Origin of the sequence: Vibrio sp. ABG19, from assembly GCF_029962385.1 — a bacterium.
GTDB classification, from domain to species: Bacteria; Pseudomonadota; Gammaproteobacteria; order Enterobacterales; family Vibrionaceae; genus Vibrio; species Vibrio ostreae.
Genome location: NZ_CP071707.1, coordinates 1,364,267 through 1,385,219, shown reverse-complemented (window position 1 = coordinate 1,385,219; position 20,953 = coordinate 1,364,267). Strand labels below are relative to the sequence as shown.

Here is a 20,953-nt window from a genome sequence, read left to right as displayed (position 1 = left end):
CCTAAAGGCTTGTCGTGAAGAGGGGCTATTTTCTGACACTGTTTTGATTCAGAGTCCGGGCGACGTAAAGAAAGCGATGTCTTGTTATCCATATTGTGCGTTAAATAATCCCATTGGCACGTTTGTTGTTCAGTCAGTTGATAAATATCAAATTTTTTGTTGACCTGAAAACTCAATCCGTTAAAGTACACCTCGTTCTCACGGCACAGGTCGTCAGAACAGATGGTGTGACCATCGCTTGATTGAGTTGCCCTGGTGGTGAAATTGGTAGACACAAGGGATTTAAAATCCCTCGACTTTCGAGTTGTGCCGGTTCAAGTCCGGCCCGGGGCACCATCAATCAACTTATCACCATCTACTATAGAGGCGCGTTGGCAGAGTGGCCATGCAGCGGATTGCAAATCCGTGGACCTCGGTTCGACTCCGGGACGCGCCTCCATTCTCTTCTTTATTGTGAGAACGACATGACCAGCATAAAGCTGGTTTTTTTGTATCTGGCGTTTAACATCCGCTAACCGCTACAAGCTTGCATGAAAAAGGCCAGCATAAGCTGACCTTGATCTGTTTGTGTGTTTCCATTGGTATCGCGTATTAAGATTTAACCGCAATGGCTTGGCTATCGTAGACATGATACTCAGAGCGCAGTCCCTTCACTAAGCTTACACACATTACCAGTAGCACGATACTGAATGGCAGAGCAGTCGCAACCACACCCGATTGCAATGCTTGCAGTGCTTCCTTGCCGCCAACCCAAAGCATCACCGCCGCGATTGCGCCTTCGACGCTCGCCCAGAAAATACGTTGCGGTACCGGGGCATCGATTTTACCGCCGGCGGTAATGCTATCGATGACCAGTGAGCCTGAATCTGATGAGGTAATAAAGAAAATCAGGATCAGTACGACAGAAATAATCGAGATTGCCGTGCCATACGGCAGTTGCTCGTAAACCTGGAACAAGGTCAGCGAGATATCGGTCAGACCATTGGCTCCCAGTTCACCCACTTTGTTAGCGACCTGATCCAGCGCAATACCACCATAAATAGCCATCCAGAGCAGCGTCAGCAGAGTAGGGACAAAAATCACCGCAAACAGGAACTCACGCACGGTACGACCGCGAGAAACGCGAGCGATGAACATGCCGACAAATGGTGACCATGAGATCCACCACGCCCAGTAGAACACAGTCCAGCCGTGCATCCATACTTCATCATCACGGCCATACGGGTAGCTCAGTGGAAGAATATGTTCAACATAAGCTTTCAAGGTGAAAGGAATGGACTCTACAGTCAGATTGAAGGTCACAGCAACAATGAATACCAACAGTGCGAAGGCGAACACCATGTTGACGTTACTCAATACTTTAACGCCGCCATCGATGCCGCGAATAACGGAAATAATCGCAATCAAAGTGACGAACACGATGACCGACAGCTGCATACCGATCCCGCCATCGGTACCAAACACGTAGTTCATACCGCTGGTGGCCTGCTGAGCCCCCAGGCCTAATGAGGTTGCAAGACCAAACAGAGTTGCCAGTACCGCCATAATATCAATCGCATGCCCTGTCCAACCCCAGGCACGATCGCCCAGTACCGGATAAAAAACGCTGCGCAGAGACAGAGGTAAGCCTTTATTAAATGCAAAGAAAGCTAAGGCCAGTGCAACAATCGCATACATTGCCCAACCGTGAATCCCCCAGTGGAACATGGTCGCCCCCATCGCAAGAGATTTTGCTTCCGGGGTGTTTGGGGTCACATTAAACGGTGTACCCCACCAATCGGTATAATATGCGGTTGGCTCAGCCACACTCCAGAACAGCAGACCGATACCCATACCGGCGGCAAATAACATCGAAAACCAGGATGCACGGGAGTGATCCGGCGTTGCTTCTTTGCCGCCGATACGGATCCTACCTAAAGGGGAGATCATGATGATGAAGGTAAAGAGGACGAAAAAGTTGGCGACCCACATAAACAGCGAATCAAACTGTTCGATGATGCCATTTTTCAAAGTGTTTAATGACTCTTTAGCGGTTTCCGGTCCGACAAGTAATAGTGTGGCCAGGAAAACAATAATGAGGCCAGCGCTGATGCCAAAAACTGGGTTATGTACATCAAAGCCCCATTTTTGAACATTGTCCTGACCGACCTGATAGTCAGTGGTTTCTATACTGTATTTTTTTAAAGCATCTTCCATAAAGATCAACTCAAATTGTTTTGTGTTCAATGTATGGTAAGCCAGTCCGTTTGGCTAATTCCTACGTGGTATTAATTAAATGATTAGTGCACAAATGAAAATCTATGGCAAAAATTGTAGCCTTATAGCGTTGTGCAAGTCAAATGTGGTTATTTTATCCGATGTAGATGGCTTTAAGCTTGGTTTAAAGTGTTGTGTGCGAAACATTAGTCTTCATTGTACTGAGCCGTGTTAGCAGACTGCATGCATTATTGACCGTTAGGTCGGAACTCATCATTCGTGACCGCTTGCGTACTAGTCTGTCCTAAAGGTTAAAGAGGTTATCGTACTGAGTAACGAGTAGTGGGTGATTGTCTCAATGCGACATTATTGTCTTCCAAATAACGCAAATGCCTTCCAGTTCAAGGAATTGTGTGTCAAACCACAAAAAAGGTGGGTCAGCGAATGGCGTTGTCTAAAGTGCAGACTACTTAAATATAAAAAATCAGGGCCGTGGCGGCCCTGACAGAAGTGTTGGAACACTCAAACTCATTACCAACCTCGGCAGACAGGCTCGTCCATACATGGTTCATCACCTTCACGGCCTTGATCTGATGTGGTGACCACGACGCTATTTAGCAGTCCGGTTGATGATTGATTGGGTTGAGCGACAGCAATACTGGCTCCGACACTAGAAATCACCAGTGCAACTGCCAGAACTAATGCTTTTAAACTTATACTTTTCATGATCTTATCTCCTAGATTCTCGCGACCTTAGCGCGTCGCGTTTTCATTACACGCCTTAATGACAGGTGATAAAAACGTCTAAGTGAATCAAATACCGGTTGGTAAAAGCTTTGATACAGTCCTGCCGAAAAGCTGCTCATTTGTACGGAGCAAATATTGATCCAGATCATAATTTATTGAAAACCCTTAAAAGGGAGAATGGACGATTTGTCCACGTTACAACTTGGGATGTGACACGTTGTGTACAGACCGGGAAACAATATGTAGGCGATTTTTTTGAAATAATCTTATTGTATATATAGTTAGGATAAATGCTTTTAGACTCTCAAAGGTGTAACACCTGTAACATTAGCAAGTGACAGATGTTACATTTTTTGTATTGAATCTTGATGCGTTGAATCAATCTGGTTGGTTTGTAAAGCCCAACGGCGACTTGTTGTAATTTTCCAACTCTGAAAGCAAAGGTGCAGAGAAATCGGCGCGAACCGGATACGGGTTACCTTTACACATCAGTTGTTGAACAGTTGTTAACTTCTTATCTACCCCTTTGGGGTAGTTCAATTCTGTAATTGATTTACATCATTAATTCATTTTCTTTCATAAATAACAATCCGGATTAACGATTTAAGACAATTATCTGGGAATCCGTATGAGCAAATTGAAGCTGGTCATCATAGGTAATGGCATGGTAGGCCATCGCTATCTTGAAGATCTTGTGGAGAAAATGGACGCCACTCAATTAGAGGTAACTGTGTTCTGTGAAGAGCCACGCATTGCCTATGACCGAGTTCACCTATCTTCTTATTTTTCTCACCATACCGCAGAAGAGCTCTCTTTGGTCACTACGGGCTTCTATGAGAAACATGGTATCCAAGTGCATGTTGGTGAGCGCGCTGTCAATATTAACCGTGAGCAGCAGATAGTGTATTCCAGTGCGGGCCGTGAGGTTCACTATGACAAACTGGTTCTGGCGACTGGCTCGTATCCTTTTGTTCCGCTTATCAAAGGCAATGAAGGTAAAGACTGTTTTGTATACCGTACGATTGAAGATCTCAAAGCGATTGAAGCCTGCGCCAAGAAAAGCCGTAGTGGTGTTGTTATTGGCGGCGGACTACTGGGACTGGAAGCGGCCGGTGCACTGAAAGCTTTGGGTATGCAAACTCATGTGGTCGAATTTGCTCCGGTACTGATGGCGGAGCAGTTGGATCAGCAGGGTGGCTTGCAGCTGCGCAACAAAATCGAGCGGATGGGCGTGCAGGTTCACACCAGTAAAAACACGCTGGAAATCGTTGCAGGTGGCGAAGCGGCGCGTAATACCATGGTGTTTGCAGACGGCACTCATCTTGAGGTGGATTTCATCGTCTTCTCTGCCGGTATTCGTCCGCAGGACAAGCTGGCTCGTCAGATGGGGCTCGACATTGCGCCGCGAGGTGGTATTGCGATTAATGATCGCTGCCAGACATCGGATCCCGACATTTATGCCATTGGCGAATGTGCCTCCTGGAATCAACAGTTCTTTGGCCTGGTTGCACCGGGCTACAAGATGGCAACCGTGGCGGTTGATCATCTGGCCGGCAACGACAGCAGCTTCAGCGGCGCGGATATGAGCGCCAAGCTGAAATTGCTGGGTGTTAAAGTCGGTTCGATTGGTGACGCTAACGGGCGTACACCGGGCTGTAAAAGTTACGTCTATCAGAATGAAGAGCAGGAAGTTTATAAACGCATTATCGTTTCGGAAGATGGTAAGAAACTGCTCGGTGCTGTTCTGGTCGGCGACACCGCGGACTATGGCGATCTGCTGCAACTTAAACTTAATGATATTGAATTACCCAAACATCCGGACACCTTGATCTTACCTGCCCATGCCGGAGCAGAAAAACCAGCGCTCGGCGCTGATGCGTTGCCGGACAGCGCCGTGATTTGTTCTTGTTTTGATGTCACGAAAGGCAAGATTGCCCATGCTGTCGCGCAAGGCTGCCATACCCTGGCCGCGGTCAAAGCAGAAACCGGGGCCGGGACTGGCTGCGGTGGCTGTATCCCGCTGGTGACTTCGGTGCTGAATGCTGAGCTTGCTAAGTCGGGTATCGAAGTGAAACGTGATATCTGTGAGCACTTTGCTTATTCGCGTCAGGAGCTGTTTCATCTCATTCGCATTGAAGGACTGAAAAGTTTTGCCGAGGTACTGGAAAAGCACGGCCATGGTTATGGGTGTGAAACCTGTAAACCCGCGATTGGTTCGATTCTCTCTTCTTGCTGGGGGGAGCATGTATTGTCACCGTCTCTGGTTGCTTTGCAGGATACCAATGACAACTTCCTGGGCAACATGCAAAAAGACGGCACCTATTCGGTGATACCGCGTATGGCAGGTGGTGAGGTGACACCTCAGGCTTTGGCTGCGCTGGCAAACGTCGCTGCTGAATATAATTTGTACACCAAAGTGACCGGTGCTCAGCGGATTGGTCTGTTCGGCGCGCAAAAAGATGACTTACCGGCTATCTGGCGCAAACTGCTGGAGGCCGGATTTGAAACAGGTCAGGCCTATGCCAAAGCGCTGCGCATGGCAAAAACCTGTGTGGGGTCAACCTGGTGCCGTTTCGGCGTCCAAGACAGCGTTGGCCTCGGTGTACTGATTGAAAATCGTTATAAGGGTATTCGTACGCCGCATAAAATGAAATTCGGCGTGTCTGGCTGTACCCGCGAATGTGCGGAAGCGCAGGGTAAAGATCTCGGTATTATCGCGACCGATGCCGGCTGGAATATGTATGTGTGCGGAAACGGCGGGATGAAGCCGCGCCACACCGATTTACTGGCCAGCGACCTGGATCAGGCTACGCTGCTGCGCTACATCGACCGCTTTATGATGTTCTATATCCGCACCGCAGACAAACTGCAGCGAACCTCCGTATGGCTGGAAAACATGGAAGGTGGTATCGACTATCTGCGTCAGGTGATTGTCGAGGATAAATTGGGTATCAACGATCAGTTAGAAGCCGATGTCGCGCGCCTGGTGGATGAGTATCAGTGTGAGTGGCAGGCAACCCTAGACAATCCTCAGCAGCTGAAACGTTTTTCTCACTTCATTAACAGTGAGTTACGTGATGACAATGTGCTGTTTGTCACACAGCGCGATCAGCATCGTCCGGCGACGTGGGCGGAGAAACACGCCGACAGTGCAATTGCTCAGCGTGGTGACATTTTACATGTGGCTTTGGAGAATGAAGCATGAGTCAGTGGCTAAAAATTTGTGACATCAACGAGATTGTACCGGGAACCGGAGTGTGTGCGCTGGTCAATGGCGAGCAGGTTGCCCTGTTTCGTCCCGGACAAGAAAGCTGCGTGGCGGCGATTGCTAACCTGGATCCGTTTGCGAAAGCGAACGTTTTGTCCCGCGGTCTTATCGGTGAACATCAGGGGGAGCTGTGGGTTGCCAGTCCTTTGAAAAAACAGCGCTTTAATCTGCGCACAGGTCTGTGTCTGGAAGATGAGCGTTTCAGTGTGAAAACGTATCAGACGCGAGTCTGTGACGGCATGGTAGAAGTCGCACTGTAATACTACCTGGCCACCTGCTCAACAACGGGGTGGCCAAGATTGCACAGGCAAAGGATTTGTATCTCTGATCCCTTTACCTGTTCAATCTTCAATTTTTTCAATTTAACTTTTCGATGGGGATTCCTCTATGTCAGCACTGAAACCTGCAGAAATTGTTCAAACCATGGTTGATGTCGGCGAAGCAAAAATCAAAACCGGCACCCGGGATCTGATATTGCGCGGCATGATGGCCGGTATCATTTTGTCTCTGGCGGTCGTTGTTGCCATCACTACTATTACTCAAACCGGTCTGGGTATTGTCGGGGCATTGGTGTTCCCGGTCGGCTTTTGTATTCTGAGCCTGATGGGCTATGACCTGGTGACAGGCGTGTTTGGTCTGGCACCTTTAGCAAAACTGGATAACCGCCCGGGAGTCACCTGGGGACGGGTGCTGCGCTGCTGGGGCCTGGTCGGCTTGGGTAACCTGATTGGCTCTCTGATTGTAGCGGGCCTGATTGCACTCTCGCTGACCATGAACTTCAGTGTTGAGCCGAATGCGGTGGGTCAGAAATTTATCGCAGTCGCCACGGCGCGTACCATCGGGTTTGAAAATCTGGGTGCTGATGGCTGGCTCACCTGTTTTGTGCGCGGTATTTTATGTAACCTGATGGTGTGTCTGGGCGTGATTGGTAATATGACCTCTCGTTCAGTGGCGGGTAAAATTGTCGCCATGTGGCTGCCGATTTTTATCTTCTTCGCTCTGGTATTTGAACACGCTGTGGTGAATATGTTCCTGTTCCCGCTCGGTATGTTACTGGGCGCCGATTTTGGCATCGCGACCTGGCTGAATTTCAACCTGGTGCCGACTATTCTGGGTAATATTATTGGTGGTCTGCTGTTTACCTGCCTTCCTCTTTACCTGACCCACGCCAAAACCGCACCTAAGCTGGATGATGAAACTGAACAAGCCGCGCAACCGGTATTGAATGCTAAATAATCCGCTGCAGGCTCTGCGTGTGAGTAGGGCCTGCTCCTCTCTGCTGCTGTTTTAGGTCGTCTTGAGGCGTTGCAGGCTAGTTTGTGGCATTGCAGTCCAATGTTTTACATCAGTTTAATTATAAAAGGTCATCAGGGTGATGCCTCGGCATCAGTGACTTTTGATAATTGAATTTACTTTATAGGCTAAACGATGAGCGTGACTCAATCTTATCCGCAACCTTGTGGTTTTGTTTCTCTGGTCGGTGCCGGACCCGGTGACCCAGATTTGTTGACAGTGAAAGGACTGCGAGTTATTCAACAAGCGCAGGTTGTGGTGTATGACCGTCTGGTTTCGCAGGCCATCCTGGACTTAGCGCCGGCCCAGGCAGAGCGCATTTATGTGGGTAAGCAGCTCGATTTTCATTGCGTTCCCCAGCAGAAAATCAACCAGATTCTGGTAGATAAAGCGCGGCAAGGATTACATGTGGTGCGTCTGAAAGGCGGCGATTCATTTATTTTTGGTCGCGGTGGTGAAGAGCTGGAAGTACTGGCAGATCATCACATCGCCTATGAAGTGGTGCCTGGAATTACGGCGGCAGCGGGCGCAACGGCCTATGCCGGTATTCCGCTCACTCATCGCGAGCACGCGCAAAGTGTCCAGTTCATCACCGGGCATTTGCAACAAGATGGCTCCCCAATTAACTGGCAAGCCTTAGCGCAAAGTAATCAAACCCTGGTGTTTTATATGGGGCTCAAGCAGAGCCAGCACATCGCCGAGCAACTGATCAGCGGCGGCCTGGCGAAGCAGACTCAGTGTGCGATTATAGAGAAAGGCACCACGCCACAGCAGCGGGTATTGCGAGGTGAATTAGCTCAGTTGCCTGAGTTGGCGGCCCAGGCGCAGAGCCCGGCATTAATCGTGGTTGGCAGCGTGACCGCTCTGCACGACAAACTGGCCTGGTTTGGTGAATAACCAGATATGAAAGCTGAATATGATCGCTAAATCTGACAGCGGCTGGATGAGCGTGCCATCTCCTGCCTCCGCATGGGCATAGCATCAATGGTTTGCTTGAGAGCGTCCCAGTCCGTGGTTTTTCCCCAGCGCATTTTTTCGCTGCCGTCTTTGCCAACCAAAACAGCGGTGTGCTGGCCAGGGGACACACGGTAAGCGAGCAGAATATCATTGAGGTCAAACTCATGTTTCAGCCACTCAGGCTGGCTGAAACCATCTTCAGTGATGACTATGGTGACAACGTCACGCTCTGTCAGTTCGCACTGGTGCATCAGAGTTTCTACTAAGAACTGGCGCACGTAGCGATCCTGAGTGGGGGCAAAGTAGAGCACACTGCGATGAGTCCACTGATTAGAATAAAGTGGGTAAGCCTGAGCAACAACAGGGACAATAAGCACAACAACAGCAAGTAGCGCAGATTTCATGGTTTACCTCCTGTGCTGCCGGGGCAGTGAATGGCTAAGGATTCCATGGGCCGAATGTGTTAAGGTCTTCCTTCCACACATAAGCCAGCCCTTGCTGCACGTTTTTACGCGCAGGGCACGGTTAAGTTCACTTAAAGCAGACATAAACTATGCAAACCATCGCCATTCTGGTCGACGTTCAGAACGTTTACTACACCTGCAAGTCACGTTATCAGCAGCACTTTGACTATAATCACTTTTGGCAGAGCGTGACTCGGGGACGCAAGGTTCATCGGGCCAACGCCTATGCCATAGCCTCCAACGACAGCCGCCAGCGTCAGTTTCATCACATTCTGCGTGGTATCGGTTTTGAGGTGCAGCTTAAACCTTTCATTCAGCGTTCTGATGGCAGTGCCAAAGGCGACTGGGATGTAGGGATCACACTGGATGCGATTGAACTGGCACCCGAAGTAGACACAATCGTGCTGGTCTCCGGTGACGGGGATTTCGATATTCTGGTTAAACGTATTCAGGACAAATACGGGAAAGAAGTCGAGGTATACGGTGTGCCGGGGTTGACGGCTAAAAGTCTGATTGATGCCGCCAACCACTACGTGGCTATCGAGGGTGACTTACTGCTCTGACTGAGGCTCGGTCACTGCGCTCTCTTGCTGCTCAGGCGCTTGTGCTGCTTGCTCACCTTGTGCCTGTTCGGCTTCAAGTTTGGCGCGCTCCGCTTTGGAAATGTAGCGCGGCTTGTTGCTGTTATGCAGCTTAGCGTTCTGTTTTTTCAGTTTGGTTTTTAAAATCTGGTTAATGCGTTTTTTACGGTTCATCTCAGGCTCTGTGAGTCTAGGTGTTGAGGTGCGGAGCTTACTGGTTTTCGATGTGAAGCTCAACTGTACCGAGTGGTTATTTACTGGCGGCAATGGCGGGACAATGTTACTGCCGCATCCGCTGCTGGCCATCCGGCACTTGTTGCATGAGCGCAAACCCGTTCCAGATAAACCGCCCAGAGAACAGTCTAACCGCCGTCTCAGACAAGCGCAGAAATAACAAAGACAAGCCGCGTGGCTTGCCTTCATCTTTTTAGAGTCGTTGAGCTTTGGCTGACTTTATTCGCCGCCAAGCTGTCTTATTCTCCGGCCACCCATTGGCGCTTGGTTTTTACACTCGACATCAGCATGTATATACAAGTTGCCAGCAGGATAACGAACAGGTAACCCAGCAGACCTTGCGTATCTTGCATAAAGCTGTCGGCCAGGACCGGACCCAGTACGGACCCAATACTGTAACTAAACAGCATCACCTGAGTTGCAGAGACAATGTAGCTTGCGTCAAGCTTGTCACAGCCGAGGTTAATCGCAATCGGATAGATAGCAAAAGTTGCCATGCCGAGCAGGAATAAACCCATCGCTAACATGTCTGCGCCCGGATTGATCAGTGGTAAAACCGTAGCACCGGCACCGACTAAGCTGAACAAAGCCATCAGTAATTTACGTCCCATGAATTTTGACATCCATGGCACCATTGGCTGGACTGCCATTGCACCCAGAATGATCAACGCCATTAATGTGCCAATATGGCTATGGCTGATACCACGTTTTGCCAACTCGACCGGCATCAGGCCGTAAATTGCACCCAGTGTCAGGCCAGACACCAGACAGCCGATAATCGCCGCGTGGCTGAGTTTAAAAATTTGTTTCCATGACAGGCTGACACCGTGCTGTGTCTGTGGCTGATCGGTTTTACCGTAAATCAGTACCACCGATGCCATAACCAGCAGTGTGATAATGGCAAAGAAAGGAACACCACCGGAAACGCCCAGTACACCGATACCAAGCTGACCGATTGCAGTGCCGCCGTACAGAGCCGCCATGTAAATGCCCAGACGTTTGGCACGGCCAGATTCGTTACCATGCAGTAACCAGGACTCAACGACCACGAAGACGCCCGCAACGGCAACGCCGGCGACAAAGCGAGCAACAAGCCATGCTGCGGCATACGGCAACACCGGTAGCGCAACAATCGAAATAATCAGTAATGCCAGACAACCCAGGAACGCCAGACGGTGCCCGAGACGGTTAACAAACGGTTCCATAATCACCGCACCCAGCAGTAAACCTGCATAGAATACGCTGGCCATCCAGCTGGCCAGAGATGCTTCAAGCCCATAATCAGAAAGCATAAGAGGGATAAGACTCATCAGGTAGCCGGATGCTACCGCATACAGTGACAGGGCGATCACTGGTACAGAAATTCGTTGGACAGAAACAGCAGAAGTACTCACGGAGTAGCCTCGAAAATAAGCAGGACAGGGGGATTTCGCGGCGAATATGAAACTTATGATTTGAAAGGTAAAATGAAAAATTGTGACCTTGACGATTAATAAATTTTATCAAGGAGTCATTTAGCAAAAAGGGAAGTAAAGTTGGTGTTCTCTAGCATAAAACACCAACTTTTAGCTAAATTTATAGGAATAAGTTACTTAACTAACGCTTGGTTCAGCCATTGATCAAATTGCGATTTTGGCAACGCACCGTTGATCATATCGACCCTTTGCCCCTTTTTGAACACCATGATGGTCGGGATGCTACGGATCTGAAATTGCGCGGCTAACTGCTGCTGACTTTCGGTATCGATTTTGACAAAGCGAACTTCTCCTTTGCGCTCTTCAGCCACATCGGAAAATACCGGTGCGAAGCCGACACACGGGTTACACCAGGGAGCCCAGAAGTCGACTACGACAGGCACATCGCTGGTAAGCAGGGCGCTGAAGTTAGCGATAGTACCTTCAAGCGGAGCGCCGTCCAGCAGCGAGGCCTGGCATTTGCCGCAGCTCGGGTTTTCTGAAATACGGGTTTCTGGAACGCGGTTCATCGCATGGCATGCGGGACAGCGGGTATTAAATGTGGTCATAACTTCCTCTCAAATGTGACGCCCGGGTCACCCCTGTGATTTCGCCTTGGCAGCCAAATCGGCGTATACTTTCTTGCATTGATGCGATATGCGAACCTTATTCGATTGCGGCCGTATTGAACATTTGCCATGCTCTGACCTGCATGTGTCTTGTCATTATCGCAGTTGATGAGTCAAATGTTGGGGCAGGTCGCATGATTACAATGATAACAACAACAAAAAACAGGATGACCATGACTAAGTTTTATGCGGACATTACTGGCTGGGGGAAATGTCTGCCCCCGGCAACGCTCTCCAATGACGACCTCAGTACCTTTCTTGATACCAATGACGAGTGGATTCGCAGTCGCACCGGCATTGAACAGCGCCGAATCAGCCATGTGAATACCTCTGAACTGGCCACCGTTGCGGCGCGCCACGCACTGGCTTGTGCCGGGCTTAATGCCGCTGACATCGATCTGATTATTGTCGCGACCTGTTCACCGGATTCGCTGATTCCTAATATCGCGTCCAAAGTACAACAGAATCTCGGCATTCGCAGTGCTGCTGCGTTTGATCTCAACGCCGCGTGTACCGGCTTTGTCTACGGCCTGGAAACCGCGACGCGGCTTATTCAGGCTGGTAATTATCAGCACGCATTAGTGATAGGCGCAGAACGTCTGTCTTTTTACCTCGACTGGACTAAACGCGATACCGCGGTGCTGTTTGGCGATGGTGCCGGTGCCGTAACGCTCAGTCGCACCGAGCAACCGGTCGGGCTACAGGATGCCAAGATTGGTTGTGATGCCGCCGGCCGCGACATTCTGGCGGTGCCTGAGTTTGGTACGGCCATGGATCGTTTTGATGAGCAGAACGGCTTCTGGGCGTTTGAGTTTGTTGGTCAGGAAATTTTTAAGCGCGCGGTGAAAGGCATGGGCGCAGCGGCCAAGAGTGTGTTGGCACAAAGCGGTCTGTCGAAAGATGATATTGATGTGGTCATTCCCCATCAGGCGAATATCCGCATTATCCAGACATTATGCGAACTGTCGGGCATTGAACAGAGTAAAGCTTTCGTTAACATTCAGCGCTATGGTAATACGTCAGCGGCTACTGTACCGATTGCGCTGTGCGAAGCATTGCAACAAGGCCGGATAAAAGCAGGCGATAATCTGCTGCTGGCTGCGTTCGGCGCAGGCCTGACCTGGGGGGCGGGTTATATCAAATGGGGCGAGCGCACGACACCGTTGGGGCGCAGTGATGGCGAGCTACCGCCATCGGAAAAAACCGCGTTAGAACTGCTGCAGGCGGCGATTGAACATTGTCAGCACCACGCGGCTCTGCAGGTATAAATCGCACGTATTCACTCGCTGGCTGCGGGGCCAGCGATCCTTCATTTTGATTTCATTTTATTGCTTCAGCATGACGTGAATTCAGTACCGCAATCATTTTGTCGCACCTTGATTCAGTCCAGATTGATTCAGCTGATGGGCGGAATATGGCATATGCTCAAAAGAACCGTAGCAGCAGTGTCAGGGGTGTTTATGACCAAGCCTAAATCAGCCGGACCAAACTTCATCGTCGCTCTGGATCAGGGAACAACCAGCTCCAGGGCGGTGGTACTGGATCACGATGCTAATATTGTCAGCGTCGCACAACGCCAGTTCAGCCAAATTTATCCTCACCCTGGCTGGGTTGAACATGATCCAATGGAAATCTACGCCACGCAAAGCGCAACCTTGATTGAAGCCCTGGGTAAAGCCGGGATCCGCAGCGATGATGTGGCGGCTATCGGCATCACCAATCAGCGTGAAACTACGATTGTCTGGAATAAGGAAACCGGCAAGCCAGTTTATAATGCGATTGTATGGCAGTGTCGCCGGACGGCGGATATGTGCGCCGCGATGAAAGCTCAGCAGTTGGAAAGTAATATACGCGCTAAAACCGGCTTAGTGCTGGATCCTTATTTCTCTGCCAGTAAAATTAAATGGATTCTGGATAATGTGCCCGGGGCCCGGCATGCTGCAGAGCAGGGCAAACTGCTGTTTGGCACAGTCGATAGCTGGCTGGTGTGGAAAATGACTCAGGGCAGAGTCCATGCGACGGACTACACCAATGCCTCCCGTACCATGCTGTTCAACATTAACCAGTTGTGCTGGGACGAGTCGCTGCTTGAGTTGTTCTCCATTCCTGCCGCGATGATGCCGGAAGTGAAAGCGTCATCGGCGATTTACGGCCAGACCAATATTGGTGGCAAAGGCGGAACCCGTATTCCGATTGCTGGTATTGCCGGTGATCAGCAGGCAGCGCTATTTGGACACTTATGTGTGAACCCTGGTGATGCCAAAAATACTTACGGTACCGGCTGTTTTCTACTGATGAATACCGGCCAGCAAAAAGTCTGCTCAGACAACGGATTACTGACCACTCTCGCGTGCGGTCCGGATGGAAAGCCGTGTTACGCGCTGGAAGGCTCCGTTTTCATGGGCGGAGCGGCAATTCAGTGGCTGCGCGATGAGCTGAAGTTACTGAGCGATGCAAAGGATTCCGAATACTTCGCCACCAAAGTGGAATCGTCTGAGGGGGTTTATGTTGTGCCCGCATTTACCGGACTGGGCGCGCCCTATTGGGACCCGTACGCGCGGGGAACCATCGTCGGATTGACGCGGGGGACGAATGCCAGTCACCTGATTCGTGCCACGCTGGAAAGTATTGCCTACCAGACCCGTGATGTACTGGATGCGATGCAGGCCGATTCTAACATGCGTCTTGCAGCGTTACGGGTCGATGGCGGCGCGGTTGCCAACAACTTTTTAATGCAATTCCAGGCGGATGTTCTCGATACCAGGGTTGAGCGGCCGGTCGAAACGGAAGTGACCGCACAGGGTGCTGCCTATCTGGCCGGATTAGCAGTCGGGTATTGGCAAAGTCTGGAAGCGTTGCAGCGCAAAGCCGCAATCGAGCGCTGCTTCGAGCCGTATCATGATGAAGCTAAGCGTCAACGGCGCTACCGTGGTTGGAAACGTGCTATCCAGTGCGCCCGCGCCTGGTCGGAATTACATCACGATGACCAAGAACGCTAATGTATGAGCCAAAACTAACGTGTGAGCCAAAACTAACGTGTGAGCCAAAACTGATCTGTACGCCCAAATGGGCGTCTATCAGAAACGGCGTCGGTAAAATAACAAACCCGCCGGGTGGCGGGTTTGTGCAATAGATAACTTAGCTCAGGACAGGATTATTTCTTACCCTGAGTGGCCAGTTTGTCCTGCTCGGTCAGGTCACGGATGCGACGGCTGATTTCACGGCGCTCTTTGGAGATTTCCGCGCTCTTGATGATGTGGTCATCAACACGGTCTTCGTAGTCCGCTTTCATGTTTTTCACGATTTCGATGATCTCTTCCTGAGTCATGTCTGGCTTGATGTAGTCAACCAGGTTCTCAAGCAAGTCAACACGCTTACGGTTGTCACGAACTTTCTTTTCGTTATCCAACAGTTCACGCTTGAGTTTGTTTTTACGGCGAGCCAGACTCACAATTTCAAATACGCTGTTCATAGGTCCCTTTCCCTAAAATGAATTAAAGCAACTGTGGCTGATTAAAGCATAACATCCCAGCTCATAACAGCCTTTAGATCAAACATGACAACACCTTGACTAATAAATCACCACTCGATATACGGGTGGATTGTACATGCCTGAAAATACGCTATAACATGGATTCAATAATGATGAACCTATGATCGATTATGCAGCCTTCAGAGATTATTGTTCCCCCAGGCGAAGAGTCAGCCCCCAGCACGAAAGCGCAGCCTGTTCCGATAGAGCAGCGGGTAGACTCTCAACGGGCTAAACTAGGTCAAGCTTATATACGAGAACGTCACAAGCAGGAATTGACGAATATAGAATTACATCGTTCTAAAGTGATTGTGATGGATGAAAACGGGCGTATTCTGCGCATGTCCCTATCGCCTGAGCACTAAGAACGTGAGTTCGGCAGTGAGCCGTAACAATAATAATTAAGGAAAAGAACAATGAATCAAGAACTATCTCCCCTTGAAGCACGAGTTATCGGTTGCTTGATAGAAAAAGAAATAACCACGCCGGATCATTACCCGCTGACGCTCAATAGTTTAACCACCGCCTGCAATCAGAAAAGTAATCGTGAGCCTGTCTTGTCATTGTCTGATGCAGAAGTACAAGATGCGGTTGAAGGGTTGATCAGTCGCCGTTTAGTCAGCGATGAAAGTGGTTTTAACAGTCGTACGCCTAAGTATCAGCACCGTTTTTGTAACACTGAGTTTGGTGATTTGAAGCTGGGTGAACAAGAGCTCGGCCTGGTATGTTGCCTGTTACTGCGCGGTGCCCAGACTCCGGGCGAATTACGTACCCGAACTAACCGTCTTTGTTCTTTTTCTGATGTAAAGCAGACCGAGGCAGTGTTGGATGCCTTGGCGCAACGTGACTTGGTGGTCAAACTGCCGCGTGAACCGGGTAAACGTGAATCTCGTTACCAGCACCTGTTTTGTGGAGAAGTCGATTTAGAATCTCTGCTAAGCGCATCTGTCGCTCCAGCGGCCAACTCACAGATTGAAGCACTGGAGCAGGAAGTGGCGACACTGCGTGAAGAAGTTGCGGAATTGCGTGCTCTGGTTGAACAAGCTTTGGCCTGATGACGCTCGTGAGCAGTGAAAATTCAAGTCCGAATTGGTGGGTGTATCTGATTCGGACTTCCTCCAACGCCCTTTACTGTGGTATCACCACTGATGTGGAGCGACGCTTCAGTCAGCATGAGAAAGGGCAGGGGGCGAAAGCGTTACGGGGTAAAGGGCCATTAACCCTGGCCTGGCAATATGAACTTGGCCCATTAAAGGGCGAAGCACTGCGTCTGGAATATAAAATAAAACAGCTAACCAAAGCACAGAAAGAGCGCCTGATAATGGATGATTCCCGTTTGTCGCTGGTTTTGTGATCCCGCTGATTTTCCGGCCTTGTTGATGTCAGACACTCTGTCTATGATTAAGTTGTGTCCATATTATTGATATAACTGCTGTTTTTGTAGGGGTATTTAGGGGCTGTACTCAATGACAGTTATCTGTGCCCTCGCAAGCGGTTTTGCAAACACAGCACTGTTTCAGAAATAGGAAACAGTTATAACTTAGATTATTTATTGTATATACAACCAAGAAAATGTTGTTAATTTAATCACTTGCATAAAAAATTCATGCTTTATTTGCCGTGCAAGCTGTTAATTGTACGCTGTATGCTTAATAATTCTCAGGCAATATTGATTTGCTGATATTACGGCGCTGCTTTGTAAACAAGCACGTCTCAACAATGCGTTGATGGTGTGATTATCAACCAACAGGCGGAATGTGTGGAATGAAGAAGGCGCTCTTTCTCTCTTTTTTACTTGGTTTCACCCCGGTAGCTACGTCCTATTCATCTCAATTGTTGAGCGGATACTGGCATTATCAGGAATTCTTAAATGCTAACCCACAGCAAAAGCAGTTGACTGACCAGTTGTCACGCGCCGTTCGCCAGGCACCAGTTGCAATGGCAGGGGAACAACAAAAGCCCGTATCCATTTCCGTTGTTTTTCCCGGCCAGCAGGTTTCAGACTATTGGGTTCGCAATATAAAAGCGTTCGAAATGCGTATGGAAGAGCTGGGGATTGAATATCAGATCAATCAGGTCTTTACCCGGCCAAATCTGGACACACGTCAGCAAAGTCTCTCTCTGATGGAAGCGTTAAAAAACAATTCTGACTATTTAATTTTTACCCTGGATACGACACGGCACCGAAAGTTTATTGAACATGTACTAAGTTCTTCGCCAACTAAGTTGATCCTGCAAAATATTACGACGCCAGTCCGCGACTGGGACGGCAGACAGCCGATGATGTATGTTGGCTTTGATCATGAAATGGGTGCACTGCAACTGGCCCATTATTATCGTGAGCATGTTCCCAAAGGCAGCAAGTATTCTGTACTGTATTTCTCCGAGGGCTATGTGAGCGATGCGCGTGGTGATACCTTTATTGAGAATATGGAGCGCAGCGGTGATTATCATCTTGCTTCATCGTATTACACCAAGGCGACAGAAGAGAGTGGTTATGAGGCTGCTCTGAATATTGTCAAAAATGATCCCGATATTAAATTCATCTACGCCTGTTCGACAGATGTGGCTTTGGGGGCGGTGAAGGCCCTGAAAGAACTCAACCGGAACGACATTATGGTGAACGGCTGGGGCGGCGGTTCGGCAGAGCTGCAGGCGCTGGAGGATGGCACTTTGGATGTCACCATTATGCGCATGAATGATGATACTGGTATAGCGATGGCCGAAGTGATTAAACGTGATCTCGAAGGGCTGGCTGTCCCGACGGTCTTTTCCGGCGATTTTGAGCTCGTTTCTCATGATGATAAGCAGCAGATCAGCTTATTCAAACAACGTGCGTTTCGGTATTCCGATCGTTAATTAGCCCAAGGAACACTGAGTGAACATCCGGTCCAGTACAGTAAAACAGAAAAGAAGAATTGCGACCTTTATCAGTCGTGCCATCGTGGCGGTGCTGGGCGCCCTCACGCTGGCTGTGCTGTTCCAAAGCTATCAAATCAGCAGCCGGTTAATCTCACAGGAAGTGGCACGCAGTGCTACCCAGACCGCGAGCTTGATCCAGAATCTGTTTAATTACCGTCTTGCTACGTTGCAGATTCACCAGGACAGTAGTGCTAAAAACAGCAGTTTTATTGATGCGTTAAGCAGCGATTCTGGCGCTGCACTTGATCAGTATTTTCTCAGCGTGGACCAACTGGAGTTGAGTAATACTCCGGACATCCGTTTTATCACTGATTTGAAAGAGTTGGTCTGGGAAGACGGTAACGCCCAGTTTTACGGCATTCAAAGCCGAGAAATGAATAAAATTATCCGTCGGGTCTCGGTGAGTAACAATTGGCATTTGGTGCAGACCCCGTCTTTACTGGGTATGACTTATTTGTTAGTACGTCGCTCTCCCGTCGTCAACAGCACGACAGGTGAAGTGATAGGCTTTCTGTTTGTTAGCATAGTGCTTAACAATAATTTTGCCCTGATTGAAACCATTCGTGATAGCAGCAATTCACAGAATTTAATTCTGGCTGTTGGCACTGAAGTTTTAGCGTCAACTCTCAACGGGGACGAGTCCTACTCGGCGTTTGATGTGATTGAAGATGGCCTGAGTGAAGGGCTGTACGATAAAAACATGGTCAGTAAAGCGGTACTAGATGTCGAAGGTGTGCCTACTTATCTTGAGGTGTATTCGGTACAGAGCAATCAAAATGCGCTGAGCTTACGCGACAACTACTATTTCTGGATGATTTTTGCTCTGGTGGCGATGATCGCGGTCTCTATGCTAATTCGCTGGTGGTTGCAACGTCGTATTGAATCTGAAATTGAAGGCTTGATGACCTATACCCACAACGTTGCTGAGCGCGGTTTGGACGGATTCTTTCCCGGTTCTAAAATTTACGAATTTGACCATTTTGGCCGCACGTTGGAACACACTTTCCAGCGTTTGTCACAGCAGGAAAAGCAATTTGAGGATCTGTTTACTTTCGCTTTATCTCCGACCATTTTGTGGACCAGCGATGGTGAGATGATCCGGATGAATCCGGCTGCTGAGTCTCACTTCAGGCCAAAGGATGCTAATCAGTTGTCTCTGTTCAATGTGTTAAAGGCACAACTGGTACCACAGATAAAGCTAGCCGCACGAGGTGAAATCCTCAATGAGGTGAACACCGAAGTCGACGGTCGGGTTTTCTTGTGGAACCTGTCGCCGATTATTGTGGAGAATCGGGTCGAGTCCATCATTACTCAGGGCCAGGATGTCACTACGATTGCTGAGGCAGAAAAACAGAGCCGCATTGCCCGCAATGAAGCAGAAGAGACCGCGCGAGTACGAGCCGATTTTCTGGCCAAGATGAGCCATGAATTGCGCACGCCGCTTAACGGCATTCTCGGTGTATCTCAGTTACTGAAACGCACGGTGAAATCAAAAGAACAAGCGGAGCAGGTCAACGTTCTGTGCAGCAGTGGTGAACATTTGCTGGCGGTACTGAACGACATCCTCGATTTTTCCAAGATTGAGCAAGGCAAGTTTCGTATTCAAAAAGTGGATTTCCGGCTGGTTGATGTGGTTTCAGCGATTGAGAGAATCTACGGGCCGCTATGCAGAGAGAAACAGCTGGAACTGCAACTTGAGAGTAATATTGATGAAGACATTTTCATCAATGGCGATCAGGTTCGCTTAAATCAGGTGCTGTTTAACCTGCTCAACAATGCGGTGAAGTTCACCCATGATGGTTCTATCTCCGTTCAGCTTGAGCTGAATCAGGATGTGTCACCGACCAAGCTGAAAATCGTCGTGCTCGATACCGGTATTGGGATACGCGATCAGGATCTGGCTGCTATTTTCGAACCTTTTGTGCAGGCGGAGTCGACCAATACCCGCGAATATGGCGGTAGCGGCCTGGGGCTCACTATTGTTCACAGTCTGATTGAAATGTTGGGCGGCAGCATTGAGGTTTCTTCTCAGTTTGGCGTCGGCACCCGTTTTGATATCGAATTACCGGTAGAGATTGTTGCCAATGAAGTGCGGGAAGCTGACACCCAGGTTGGTAAATCCCGCTATGATCTTTTTGACGATACTGTTCAGGTATTGATGGTGGAAGATAACCATACCAACGCCTTCATTGCCAAAGCTTTTTGTAATAAATACGGCATGAATGTGGAGTGGGTGACCGATGGCCTCAAAGCGATAGAGAGGGTCAAACAGCAGCATTACGATATGATTCTGATGGATAACCAACTGCCTTATCTGGACGGGGTCGATGCTACCCGGATCATCAAACATGAAATGGGTTTACCGATCCCGGTTTATGCCTGTACTGCGGATGGAATGCTGGAGACACAAGAAGCGTTTATGCAGGCGGGCGCCGAGTACGTGATTGTAAAACCGATCAAAGAAGATACCCTGCATCAGGCACTGGTGAATTTCCAGCTCAATCGTTCAGGGTATAACGCGCCGGTTAAAAAGAATTATTCCTGAACAACTTTTCGAACAGAGACATTTTCAGCTGGTCAGAAAGTTCAATGGCTTCTTCAAATTGTACATTTGATTATATTCCATTTTTTAGCAGTATCGACAATGCAAAGCAGGGCTTAGTGACAGCGATATGA

Annotated in this window: 19 protein-coding genes and 2 tRNA genes; 14 read left to right on the top strand and 7 right to left on the bottom strand. The window is 49.2% G+C overall.

Going from position 1 to position 20,953, the window contains the following annotated elements; all coding sequences use genetic code 11:
* Positions 1-249 precede the first annotated feature (249 nt).
* Positions 250-336, top strand: a tRNA-Leu gene (locus J0X00_RS06215).
* Positions 337-365: 29 nt separating this feature from the next.
* A tRNA-Cys gene (locus J0X00_RS06210) sits at positions 366-439 on the top strand.
* Positions 440-591: 152 nt separating this feature from the next.
* Here J0X00_RS06210 and J0X00_RS06205 read toward each other — a convergent pair.
* Both J0X00_RS06205 and J0X00_RS06200 read right to left on the bottom strand, forming a co-directional pair.
* Complete coding sequence (locus tag J0X00_RS06205; protein WP_136487644.1) at positions 592-2,196, bottom strand: BCCT family transporter; 1,605 nt, start codon at positions 2,194-2,196, stop codon at positions 592-594.
* Between the two features lie 531 nt (positions 2,197-2,727).
* The gene (locus J0X00_RS06200; RefSeq protein WP_282476668.1) at positions 2,728-2,922 is read right to left on the bottom strand and encodes a hypothetical protein; all 195 of its coding nucleotides are present in this window, start codon (positions 2,920-2,922) and stop codon (positions 2,728-2,730) included.
* A gap of 649 nt (positions 2,923-3,571) precedes the next feature.
* Between J0X00_RS06200 and nirB the strand changes: the two genes are divergently transcribed.
* The 4 genes from nirB to cobA all read left to right on the top strand — a co-directional run bounded on the left by nirB (position 3,572) and on the right by cobA (position 8,401).
* Positions 3,572-6,148: a nitrite reductase large subunit NirB gene (gene nirB / locus J0X00_RS06195; protein WP_282476667.1), complete on the top strand. Its 2,577-nt coding sequence runs from the start codon at positions 3,572-3,574 to the stop codon at positions 6,146-6,148.
* Positions 6,145-6,471, top strand: a complete 327-nt coding sequence (gene nirD, locus J0X00_RS06190; protein WP_282476666.1) for a nitrite reductase small subunit NirD — start codon at positions 6,145-6,147, stop codon at positions 6,469-6,471. The genes nirB and nirD overlap by 4 nt, the downstream gene beginning before the upstream one ends.
* 127 nt (positions 6,472-6,598) lie before the next feature.
* A complete protein-coding gene (locus J0X00_RS06185; RefSeq protein ID WP_282476665.1) occupies positions 6,599-7,447 on the top strand; it encodes a formate/nitrite transporter family protein in 849 nt (282 codons plus the stop codon).
* A 192-nt stretch (positions 7,448-7,639) separates the two neighbouring features.
* Positions 7,640-8,401 carry a uroporphyrinogen-III C-methyltransferase gene (gene cobA / locus J0X00_RS06180; protein ID WP_282476664.1) on the top strand — a complete coding sequence of 254 codons (762 nt, stop codon included), beginning with the start codon at positions 7,640-7,642 and terminating at the stop codon, positions 8,399-8,401.
* 26 nt (positions 8,402-8,427) lie between these two features.
* On the opposite strand, the gene J0X00_RS06175 is transcribed toward cobA, so the two are convergent.
* On the bottom strand, positions 8,428-8,865 hold the full coding sequence (locus J0X00_RS06175; RefSeq protein ID WP_282476663.1) for a DUF4174 domain-containing protein: 438 nt from the start codon (positions 8,863-8,865) through the stop codon (positions 8,428-8,430).
* A 149-nt stretch (positions 8,866-9,014) separates the two neighbouring features.
* Here J0X00_RS06175 and J0X00_RS06170 point away from each other — a divergent pair, with 149 nt between their 5' ends.
* A complete protein-coding gene (locus J0X00_RS06170; protein WP_282476662.1) occupies positions 9,015-9,488 on the top strand; it encodes an NYN domain-containing protein in 474 nt (157 codons plus the stop codon).
* Here J0X00_RS06170 and J0X00_RS06165 read toward each other — a convergent pair.
* Entirely contained in the window at positions 9,477-9,680 is a 204-nt protein-coding gene (locus J0X00_RS06165) for a DUF2986 domain-containing protein (RefSeq protein WP_136487654.1), read from the bottom strand. The two genes, J0X00_RS06170 and J0X00_RS06165, sit on opposite strands and share 12 nt — an antisense overlap.
* A 52-nt stretch (positions 9,681-9,732) precedes the next feature.
* On the opposite strand from J0X00_RS06165, the gene J0X00_RS06160 reads away from it, so the two are divergent.
* Positions 9,733-9,900, top strand: coding sequence for a hypothetical protein (locus J0X00_RS06160; protein WP_282477021.1), 168 nt, complete (start codon positions 9,733-9,735; stop codon positions 9,898-9,900).
* 79 nt (positions 9,901-9,979) lie between these two features.
* On the opposite strand, the gene J0X00_RS06155 is transcribed toward J0X00_RS06160, so the two are convergent.
* Together J0X00_RS06155 and trxC are read right to left on the bottom strand one after the other, a co-directional pair.
* Positions 9,980-11,134, bottom strand: coding sequence for an MFS transporter (locus J0X00_RS06155; protein WP_136487655.1), 1,155 nt, complete (start codon positions 11,132-11,134; stop codon positions 9,980-9,982).
* Between the two features lie 194 nt (positions 11,135-11,328).
* The gene (trxC, locus tag J0X00_RS06150) at positions 11,329-11,763 is read right to left on the bottom strand and encodes a thioredoxin TrxC (protein ID WP_136487656.1); all 435 of its coding nucleotides are present in this window, start codon (positions 11,761-11,763) and stop codon (positions 11,329-11,331) included.
* A 233-nt stretch (positions 11,764-11,996) separates the two neighbouring features.
* On the opposite strand from trxC, the gene J0X00_RS06145 reads away from it, so the two are divergent.
* Both J0X00_RS06145 and glpK read left to right on the top strand, forming a co-directional pair.
* Positions 11,997-13,091 (top strand): ketoacyl-ACP synthase III, encoded by a 1,095-nt coding sequence (locus tag J0X00_RS06145; protein ID WP_282476661.1) that lies wholly within the window; start codon positions 11,997-11,999, stop codon positions 13,089-13,091.
* Positions 13,092-13,283: 192 nt separating this feature from the next.
* The gene (glpK, locus tag J0X00_RS06140; RefSeq protein ID WP_282476660.1) at positions 13,284-14,822 is read left to right on the top strand and encodes a glycerol kinase GlpK; all 1,539 of its coding nucleotides are present in this window, start codon (positions 13,284-13,286) and stop codon (positions 14,820-14,822) included.
* Positions 14,823-14,977: 155 nt separating this feature from the next.
* On the opposite strand, the gene J0X00_RS06135 is transcribed toward glpK, so the two are convergent.
* Positions 14,978-15,295, bottom strand: a complete 318-nt coding sequence (locus J0X00_RS06135) for a DUF496 family protein (RefSeq protein ID WP_136487659.1) — start codon at positions 15,293-15,295, stop codon at positions 14,978-14,980.
* Positions 15,296-15,771: 476 nt separating this feature from the next.
* On the opposite strand from J0X00_RS06135, the gene J0X00_RS06130 reads away from it, so the two are divergent.
* The 4 genes from J0X00_RS06130 (at position 15,772) to luxQ (ending at position 20,822) form a co-directional block, all read left to right on the top strand.
* A complete protein-coding gene (locus tag J0X00_RS06130) occupies positions 15,772-16,410 on the top strand; it encodes a YceH family protein (RefSeq protein WP_282476659.1) in 639 nt (212 codons plus the stop codon).
* The gene (locus tag J0X00_RS06125; protein ID WP_168797065.1) at positions 16,410-16,709 is read left to right on the top strand and encodes a GIY-YIG nuclease family protein; all 300 of its coding nucleotides are present in this window, start codon (positions 16,410-16,412) and stop codon (positions 16,707-16,709) included. The genes J0X00_RS06130 and J0X00_RS06125 overlap by 1 nt, the downstream gene beginning before the upstream one ends.
* 410 nt (positions 16,710-17,119) lie before the next feature.
* Positions 17,120-18,214 carry an autoinducer 2-binding periplasmic protein LuxP gene (locus tag J0X00_RS06120; RefSeq protein WP_282476658.1) on the top strand — a complete coding sequence of 365 codons (1,095 nt, stop codon included), beginning with the start codon at positions 17,120-17,122 and terminating at the stop codon, positions 18,212-18,214.
* Positions 18,215-18,233: 19 nt separating this feature from the next.
* Positions 18,234-20,822 (top strand): quorum-sensing autoinducer 2 sensor kinase/phosphatase LuxQ, encoded by a 2,589-nt coding sequence (gene luxQ, locus J0X00_RS06115; protein WP_282476657.1) that lies wholly within the window; start codon positions 18,234-18,236, stop codon positions 20,820-20,822.
* Positions 20,823-20,953 lie beyond the last annotated feature (131 nt).